Here is an 8,832-nt window from a genome sequence, read left to right on the forward strand (position 1 = left end):
TCGCCTTCTACGAAATCGACCGTGCCTGGGGCGGCCCCGAGGAAGGGGGATGGTGTGCGCCGTTGTGGCGCGAGAAAGGAGTGCGTCTGATGACGTGATGCTTGTTGGCAATGGCATCTGCCCACCGAGCTTACCGGTGCCCTCGGGCTGAAACTTCGAAAGGAGAACGGGACCATAGCATGCTCGGAAAAGGCCCAAAGTGAATAGTCGCATTGAAGCAACGGGTCAGGGCAAGACGGTTATGGTGAACGCTACACTGCGTGAAGCCCAATCTCTCGCGGCCTAAACCCTTGGCGGCGAGGAAAGCGACTGAAACCCCGCACCGACGCGTCGGGTCCACTCTACCAGCTCGGACCCGAGAAGCGGCCAAGTCCGTACCATCGACTTGACCGGCCAACCTTGTCGGCGTGACCTCCTTCGGAGGACTAGAGATGAAAAGGCCACCTAAGACCGTTAGCTTATCTCCTTTCACGCGTAACTACGGGACCGCCTGTAGCTGGTCGAGTTATCGACCTGTATGGCGGCGGAGCCGCAATATTACCCGAACACCCGGCGTAATTGCCGGGACAGCCCTTGCCTCGGTGAGGGACGGTCGGCCGTATAAGTTCGGGGTGACCCGAGCGAAAGCGCAACCGAGCGGGGGAAGTGCGGCAGCTTCGATCCAGCATCGAACCAGGGCGGAGGTCTGCTGATGCAACCCTGTGCCGCCTTGAAAAGGCTGGAATCACTTGGAACGATTGCCTTGACCGGCAAACGTGTGAACGGTGTGTTCCGACTGCTGCTATCCCGCTCCTTGTGGGTGGAAGCTTTGGGCCGCATCCAACAGAACCGTGGGGCAGAGACCCCCGGCATCGACCGTGAGGCCGTAACCGATCTCGACGAAAGCCGGATCGATGCGGTGATCGCGCAACTCTCGGCGGGCACGTATCGCCCGCAGCCGGTCAGGCGCGTCCACATCCCCAAGACCAACGGTAAAACAAGACCGCTCGGCATCCCGACTGCAACCGACCGACTGGTGCAGGAAGTGGTCAGGATGATCCTGAACGAAGTCTATGAACCGATCTTCTCTGATCGGTCACACGGCTTTCGACGGGGGCGGTCGTGTCACACGGCGCTCGACCATGTCCGCAAGACATGGAAGGGCGTGAAGTGGCTGATCGAAGTCGATGTCGAAGGATACTTCGACAACATCTCTCACGAGAAATTGTTGAGCCTGCTTGAACGTCGCATTGATGATAGGCGGTTTACCGCTCTCATCAGTGCGATGCTGAAGGCAGGGTATCTGGAGCAGCAGCGTTTTCACGAAACCTATAGTGGCACGCCGCAAGGAGGCATCGTCTCGCCTCTGCTCGCGAACGTCTACCTGCACGAGCTTGACCATTATGTGGAAGGGCTCGTCGCTGGCTTCGACAAGGGTGCCCAACGTCGCAAATCGGCGGAATACAGGCACCTTCAGCGCCGTTCCGAGTACGCCCGGAAGCGCGTGGCTGCGCTGCGTGACAAAGGGCAGGTTGATGAAATCCAACCATGGCTGGACCGAATAAAGGAGACGCTCGCGGCGATGCGCAAGCTACCCGCGACGGACCCGTTCGATCCAGACTTTCGACGCCTTCGCTACGTCCGGTACGCCGACGACTTCCTTCTGGGGGTTATCGGCAGCCGGGCCGAGGCCGAAGAGATCAAGGCCGCCATCGAGGGCTTCCTCGCGAGCGAGCTTGAGCTCCGAACGTCCCCGTTGAAAAGCGGGATCCGCGAGGCTCGGAAGGGAGCAAGGTTCCTTGGCTACGACGTGCGCACTCGCACGGCGTCCGACCGGCTCGTCAAACAACGGGCACGGACGGGCATCGTCGCAGTCAAGCGGACGGTGACGGATCAAATTCAGTTGCTGGTCCCGCGCGACAAGGTGCAATCGTTCAGCCAGAGGCACGGCTATGGTCAGTTCGACTTGGGACGGGCTGTGCACCGTCCGGGCCTGCTTCACATGGATGATGCGGAGATCGTCAAGGTCTACAACGCCGAACTTCGCGGCTTTGCAAATTACTATGCCTTGGCCGTGGATGTGAAAGGCGCACTCAACAAGCTCGAGTTTCTCTGGCGCGGTAGTCTGTTCAAGACGCTCGCGCACAAGCATCGGACAAGCCTAATGGCTTCGCTCCGGCGCCTCAGGGTTGGCCCGGGCAGGTACGTAGTGCGTATAGGCGTTGGGAGGGATGAGAGGAGGATCGCGGTTTGGCGACTGGCGGAACTCGATCGTAGGCCGGTGTTCTGGCCGTCGGTCGACAACACGCCTCGCACGGAAGCTCTTCGGTTAAGCAGGACCAACCTGACTGACCGAGTGCTCGCCCAAGCATGCTCCGCATGTGGCGGCACCGATGGACCGTTCCATCTTCACCACAGCAACCCCGTGCGTCGCATGAGGGATGGGCCGGTGTTCCGGAGGCTTCACGCCGAACGGGCCCGGAAGACGAGGCCGCTTTGCGCGCCCTGTCATCAACTCCTTCATGCAGGGAAGCTGCCGGACTTTCGTTCTACAGTGCCCGGAGCGGAGAGCCGGATGCAGTGAAAGTTGCACGTCCGGTTCGGAGGGGGGCAGTGGGGTGTTCTCTCGTAGACGCCACCCTGCCTACCCTACGGTACGACACCGGCACCTTCGTCCGCGTGATCGCCCTCCATTACCACGACGAGGCCGCGGTCGCGGCGATGCGCCGCGCCAACCGGCTGCTCGAGCGCCTGCAGCGGCATCGCCCGCCGGTGGATTCGGCTGCCTACACCGGCGGACGCTTCCGCGCCTTCAGCTTCTCCGGCCTCCCGCCCACGCGGTTTCCCGCACGTCGCCCGGAATATTCCTGACCCAGCAGAAAGGGACCAGCCCATGTATCGCGTCCATTATTTCGACACCAGCGAAGCCGCGCATGACGCCTGTCTCGATGACGGTCCCTGCATCGAGGAAGGCGACGTTCTCGCCATCCTGTCGGAGGGCGTCATCGGTCTCGCCTCGACCGATCCGATCGCCGTCACCCTCGACCCCGGCGCACTGCGCATCGTCCGCCCGATGGCGATGGACGTGCTGCTAGCAGAACTCGTCCACGGCGCCTCCCAGATCCGCCGCGCGGTCGCGACCGCCCTCCTGCACCATTTGCCCGTGCAGCCCCATTTCCTCGCCTTCGTCGCGCCGGCGCTGCCCTATCCCTATCCGCAGACCGTCGTCGCGCTCTCGTTCGACGATATCATGCTGACGATCGATGCGATCGACCACCGTATCACGGCGCTCGAACGCCGGTTGGGGACACTCGAATCCGACAGCGCGCACGCCTTCTTCCTGCAACGCTCGATCGATCATCTGTCGGCCGCCCGGAAGCGCCTCATGCGACATCCGCGACCGCCTCGCTGAACGGCACGGCATCGCCTCGCGACGATGCCGGCACCGGCTGCGCCGGAAGGAGAGAGGGACCGGATCGGCATCCTGGACATGGGGTCCGGGCATTTTGCCGAAAGGTCACGATCATGTGCATCGATCCCAACGCCGAGCCCGTCGCCTTCGCGCTCGACACCAAACTCTGCCACCTCCTGCCCACGCTGACCGAGCCGCACCGCGAAGCCATCGCCCAGGATCTCGCGCGCACCGCCATCTTCATGGCGACCGCAATGGCGGCCGACATGGCGCAGGACGCGGTGAACGGCCTCGTGCCGATCCCGAAGATGCCGACGCTCGGCAAGCCGCCCGCACCCGCGCTGGTCCCACAGGCGCAAACGCCGCGCGATACCGTGCTGCTGACCCCCGCGGTCGCGCCCGTCGTCACGATCAAGGCCAAAACGACCGACGTCACCGTCGCCGGCTTCGACCAGCGTCAAGGCTACACGTTCGGGATCGACAACAAGTCCGACCGGCTGATCGACATCCGCCACGCCGGCAAATGCTGGTGCATCGATCCGAGCGACGAGGCGACCGACGTCGTCAGCCGCGCGATCGGCGCGCTCGCCGCGGCGCACGCCGATATCGGCACCGCGCTCACCGACCAGCTCGCCCACTGAGCACCGACATCGTCCGCCTGCCGCACGATCCACCGTCCGCGTGAAGACGCGGTCGGTGAGGGGCGCTCATCGCGCCCTGCCCGGCCGAAGGGCCGGGGAGGGGAGGAGGATTGAAGATCGGTGTCGAGGACATGGGGTCCAGCACGACATCAGGAGACGTTACGATGAACATCGGTCAGATCAAGCAGAACGACGCGGGCATTTTCATGGGCCGCATTTCCACCCTCGCCGTCGCGATGACGATCGCGCTCAAGCCGGTCCAGTCGTCCAACCCGCGCGCGCCGCGCTACGAGATCCACGCGCTCACCCCGGGCCGGACGTGGGTGCAGGTCGGGGCGTTCTTCGAACTCACCTCGAACAACACCGGCGAGGCGTTCCTGAACGGCCGCATCGACGATCCGTCGCTCGCCGCGCCGCTGCAGGTCTCGGCCTTCCGCCAGGACGACGGCTCGTACAACGTCGTGTGGCAGCGCGCCCAGAAGCGCCGCGATGTCGGTGCCGCGCTCGGCGTCAAGGCGGATGACGATCTGTCGCCGCCGTTCGGCGCCGATGGCGGCCCGGTCGGCAACGGCCCCGATCACGATGCGGGCACCACCGACAACGGCCTGGGCGAAACCACCGCCCCGGTCGAGGAGCCGGTCGGCAAGGGCCGCGGTCGCCGCCAGCGCGTCGCCGAGGACGCCTGATCCACCCCCGGTGCCGTGCACTCCCTCACGGCACCGCATGGCGCACGGGCGCGCCCCCTTTCGCTCCCGCACGCCGAAACTCGGGGCAACGCCGGCACACGGCGTCGCCCTTTTTTTGCTTCATGGGCTCCAGTCCCGATTCAACACCGTATCGGATCGATAATTTAGCTATTCCTTCGCTTTATCGCCGTATAAGCACAGGATATCGCAGTTCGAACCTGGGCCACGCTCAAGGGAAGGGGGTGATGAATGGATAGCCGGGCGAATGGTGATGACACCGCTCGCGGGACCGGCACGTCCACTTCATCACGAGGTCCCGACATGGCCGACCGCGTCTCCGTCTCCATTACGATCGGGGGGAAACTTCCCGCCGATCGACTGCCCGAACTGTACAAACTCGCCGATTTCTACGGCCTCTCGACCGAATGGGGGGGAGAACCGCTTGAATCCGTTACATCCGGCGAACCCCTGCGCCTCCATGCTCACGAGGTCCAGAACGGCAATATCGAGGATATCGAGGACTTCTGCTGCACCAACGACCTTCCGTTCAGGACGTGGTCGGGAGGCTCGCCCGGGTCGTTCTCGCCCGAGGTTCGGGTCTGGCCAGGTCATGGTCCGCGCGCGATATTCTCGGCCGACGACAACGAAAGCGTCGTGCTGACGCTTCAGGAATACAATGCTCTAGGTGACCTCGCCGCGATCGGTGAGCACTTCCGGTTGGGTGGCTTCAAACCGCCTGCGCTCTCCATCGTCCCGGGAAAGCCTGAGACCGATAGCTAACAGCGCCATCGGCACATCCTCCTGACCTAGCCCGATCCGCGTCCCGCACGCACCACCGTCCGCGTGAAGAACGCGGTCGGTGAGGGGCGCTCATCGCGCCCTGCCCGGCCGAAGGGCCGGGGAGGGGAGGAGGATTGAAGATCGGTGTCGAGGACATGGGGTCCAGCACGACATCAGGAGACGTTACGATGAACATCGGTCAGATCAAGCAGAACGACGCGGGCATTTTCATGGGCCGCATTTCCACCCTCGCCGTCGCGATGACGATCGCGCTCAAGCCGGTCCAGTCGTCCAACCCGCGCGCGCCGCGCTACGAGATCCACGCGCTCACCCCGGGCCGGACGTGGGTGCAGGTCGGGGCGTTCTTCGAACTCACCTCGAACAACACCGGCGAGGCGTTCCTGAACGGCCGCATCGACGATCCGTCGCTCGCCGCGCCGCTGCAGGTCTCGGCCTTCCGCCAGGACGACGGCTCGTACAACGTCGTGTGGCAGCGCGCCCAGAAGCGCCGCGACGTCGGTGCCGCGCTCGGGGTCAAGGCGGACGATGGCGAACCCGCGCTGCCTTTCACCGCCGATGGCCGTGACGTGGCGACCTCGGGCGCAGGCGATGACACCGGAGACGGGCTGGGTGCCAGCACCGCGCCGGTCGACGAGAGGGTCTGACCGGCATCGGGCGGCGCTGACGCGTCGCCCGTATCGCCACCTCGACGGGGATCGCTTCATCGCCGAAGCGGTCCCTGTTGCCGTTAGTGCCTGTTGCAGCCGCGCGGTCCGTGGTGTACGGATTGTCTTCCGTTTTACGGAAGATACGGATTCCCATGTAACAGAAAGATGGCCGTTACAACATTGGCAGGACCAGATGAGGGTCCCATCCTGGAGGGACGCAGGGCTTAATCGATCCCCGGCCGCGTAACGAAAGATGAGGGAAACCATGACCCCTACAATCGAAAAGGCCAGATCGACCGACGTGTCGAAGCGGTTCGGCTTCTATTACGACGAGGCGATGACGCATCCGATCGCAATCGAGCGCAACGGCGCTGCCCGCGTGGTCATGCTACCCGCCTCCGAGTTCGAACGCTTGTCCCGCCTCGATCACCTCGCGCTCTCGCCGCAGGAGTTGAGCGATGAAGCCATCCACGCCATCAGGACCGCGACGCCCAGCGCCGGGTCCGTCCAGAACGATCAGTACGTCGATTGAACCGCAAGCCGGTGACCTGATCTGGTATTTCTACCTCTGGCGGCATGAACATAACCGGGGCGACGAGGACGGCTCGAAACTCCGCCCCTGCATGGTGGTTGGCAGCTATCGCTCAGCCGGAAGGCTCCGTGTCCTGATGGTGCCACTGACGACGCGCGATTATTCACCGGCTGCATCCATCCCTCTGCCGCCGCGATTCATTGAGGCCTTCGGCCTCGATGACCGATCACGCATCGTGTGGGACGACGTGAACGATTTCGCATGGGTCGGACCCGACGTTCGCGCCGGTAACGACGGTAGCACCATCATCGCCGAGGTGCCGAGCCGCATCGTACAACGTGTCGCGGCGCTGATCGTCGAGCATCGGATCACCCCCACCCGGCGAACCGAGTAGGCGATCGATCCTCGCCAACCCGAAGGGCGGCGCCCGCAGACACAGCCCGGTTCGCTGGCCGAGTGGAAAGATCATCACGATCGGCGATGATCCCGCAGCCGGGCGGCGCGTAAAGCCGTCGCTGTTCTGCCAGCGGGTATCGGCAGGCGTTTGCCCCCTATGGCGATGAGGACGCCCAGGTCCGATGCGGTTGCCGGCGATCGCCCTGGCGAGGGTCGGCCGTCGGGCGACCTTGCGGCATCCGGTCTCCTTGCCGGTGCGTCGTCGCCCGGGCGCGGCCGTCCTTGTCGAGCTTCGGAGCGGCACCACGTCGGTCAGCGAGCGACGCTGGCGGCACGCCTGCCTTCGCGCCGGGTCGTTCGGGGGTACGGGTCAGGCGACCGACATGAGCGGTTCACGAGGTTTGTCCATGGCAATGCCTGCGGGAACCTTGGGCTGATCGACGGCCCATCCGCCGTTTCGTGTCACCTGCGCCGCGCCCCGGGGCCTCGCAACCCCTTTGGCAGGGCCGTGTTGCCGCGCTTCGCGCGGCTGCCCGCACCACCCCTGCAAAAGGGGTTCCCCTCCGGTCGACCAGGCCCGCCGCCTGCGCGCCGGCCCAGCTCGCCCTCCGGTGCGACGCCCCGAACCGCGACGCCCTTCAGGTGACACCGGCGGACGGACCGCCGACCAACCCAAGGAGGCAATGCCATGAACAACGTGAACCTCGTCGGCCGCCTGACCCGCACCCCCGAACTGCGCGAAGTCAATCGCGCCACCAGCGTCGCGACCATCTTCGTGGCGACCGATCGCCCGAAGCTCAACAAGGACGGCCACACCTACAAAGGCGACGACGGCTTCACCGTCAAGGAGACCGAATACCACAAGGTCACCTGCTTCAACGGCCTCGCCAAGGCGATCGCCGGCAACCGCAAGAAGGGCGACCTCATCGCCATCGAGGGACGCCTGCACTACACCCGCTGGCAGGACAGCGACGGCAACGACCGCTACGGCTGCGAGATCATCGCCGATCGCGCCGAGTTCTACTGACCGGCCAGCGAACCGGGCGGCGCCTGCGGGCGTCGCCCTTCGCGCATGCTTCATCATCGCCCGCGCAGGACGCCTCGCCCACGGTGCTTCGCACCGCGGCCTTGCGCCAGCGCGCGCTCACCTGAAAGGTCCGGCACCATGACCGTCCAGCGCGACATGTTCGACGGCGACCCGTTCGCGCCCGAGCCGATACCTGCGGCACCGGACCCGGTCGCTCGGGTCGACGAGCCGGCACCCGCCGGCGGCGACCACGACGGCAATGCCGTCGCGCTCGCCCCGCTGGCGGTGCCGTGCGGCTTCCGCAACCGTCGCAATGAACCCTGCCGGCGTCTCGCCGAGCGACCCATCCTGATGAACGGCCAGCCCTTCGTCCATCGTGGTCACCAGCTGCTCCAGTGTCCGCGTTCCTGCTGGCTAGACGATGACAGCGCGGTCGAGCCGGACATTGCTGACCGGATCGGTGAAGATATCCGGTTCGCAACCGAACCGGATATCCAGACCGACCCGCACGGCGAGGACCCCGATGCCAACCGCGATCCAGACGACCCGGGAATCCAGGAGATGCCGGATTACGATGCCGGGGATGACGGTGGCGAGTATGAATGGGACTGATCCTGCTGATCCTGCTGTGCTGGCTGTGGGACGGCCGTAGAGGGGCAGGGCGGGGCGTCCCGCCTTGTGGGCGGGACCGGGCTCTATTCGGCCCTGGCG

General features: G+C 65.0%; 11 protein-coding genes. All 11 read left to right on the forward strand.

Going from position 1 to position 8,832, the window contains the following annotated elements; all coding sequences use genetic code 11:
* The first annotated feature begins 742 nt into the window (after nt 1-742).
* A complete protein-coding gene (locus ACEK02_RS16220; protein WP_231729953.1) occupies nt 743-2,563 on the forward strand; it encodes a reverse transcriptase domain-containing protein in 1,821 nt (606 codons plus the stop codon).
* Nucleotides 2,564-2,658: 95 nt separating this feature from the next.
* A complete protein-coding gene (locus tag ACEK02_RS16225; protein WP_156445886.1) occupies nt 2,659-2,850 on the forward strand; it encodes a hypothetical protein in 192 nt (63 codons plus the stop codon).
* Between the two features lie 22 nt (nt 2,851-2,872).
* Entirely contained in the window at nt 2,873-3,391 is a 519-nt protein-coding gene (locus tag ACEK02_RS16230) for a hypothetical protein (protein WP_167956383.1), read from the forward strand.
* 113 nt (nt 3,392-3,504) lie between these two features.
* Nucleotides 3,505-4,032: a hypothetical protein gene (locus ACEK02_RS16235; RefSeq protein ID WP_033967159.1), complete on the forward strand. Its 528-nt coding sequence runs from the start codon at nt 3,505-3,507 to the stop codon at nt 4,030-4,032.
* Between the two features lie 164 nt (nt 4,033-4,196).
* Complete coding sequence (locus tag ACEK02_RS16240) at nt 4,197-4,718, forward strand: DUF736 domain-containing protein (protein WP_033967161.1); 522 nt, start codon at nt 4,197-4,199, stop codon at nt 4,716-4,718.
* Between the two features lie 321 nt (nt 4,719-5,039).
* Entirely contained in the window at nt 5,040-5,498 is a 459-nt protein-coding gene (locus ACEK02_RS16245) for a hypothetical protein (protein WP_052192542.1), read from the forward strand.
* A 188-nt stretch (nt 5,499-5,686) separates the two neighbouring features.
* Entirely contained in the window at nt 5,687-6,163 is a 477-nt protein-coding gene (locus tag ACEK02_RS16250) for a DUF736 domain-containing protein (protein WP_024310589.1), read from the forward strand.
* 268 nt (nt 6,164-6,431) lie between these two features.
* Nucleotides 6,432-6,698, forward strand: a complete 267-nt coding sequence (locus tag ACEK02_RS16255; protein ID WP_010409116.1) for a type II toxin-antitoxin system Phd/YefM family antitoxin — start codon at nt 6,432-6,434, stop codon at nt 6,696-6,698.
* A 136-nt stretch (nt 6,699-6,834) separates the two neighbouring features.
* Complete coding sequence (locus ACEK02_RS16260; protein WP_062126514.1) at nt 6,835-7,092, forward strand: hypothetical protein; 258 nt, start codon at nt 6,835-6,837, stop codon at nt 7,090-7,092.
* A 690-nt stretch (nt 7,093-7,782) separates the two neighbouring features.
* Nucleotides 7,783-8,121: a single-stranded DNA-binding protein gene (locus ACEK02_RS16265; RefSeq protein WP_010409121.1), complete on the forward strand. Its 339-nt coding sequence runs from the start codon at nt 7,783-7,785 to the stop codon at nt 8,119-8,121.
* A gap of 138 nt (nt 8,122-8,259) precedes the next feature.
* Complete coding sequence (locus tag ACEK02_RS16270; RefSeq protein ID WP_062126517.1) at nt 8,260-8,733, forward strand: hypothetical protein; 474 nt, start codon at nt 8,260-8,262, stop codon at nt 8,731-8,733.
* Nucleotides 8,734-8,832 lie beyond the last annotated feature (99 nt).

It is taken from the genome of Tardiphaga sp. (genome assembly GCF_041424195.1).
Classification (GTDB): Bacteria; Pseudomonadota; Alphaproteobacteria; order Rhizobiales; family Xanthobacteraceae; genus Tardiphaga.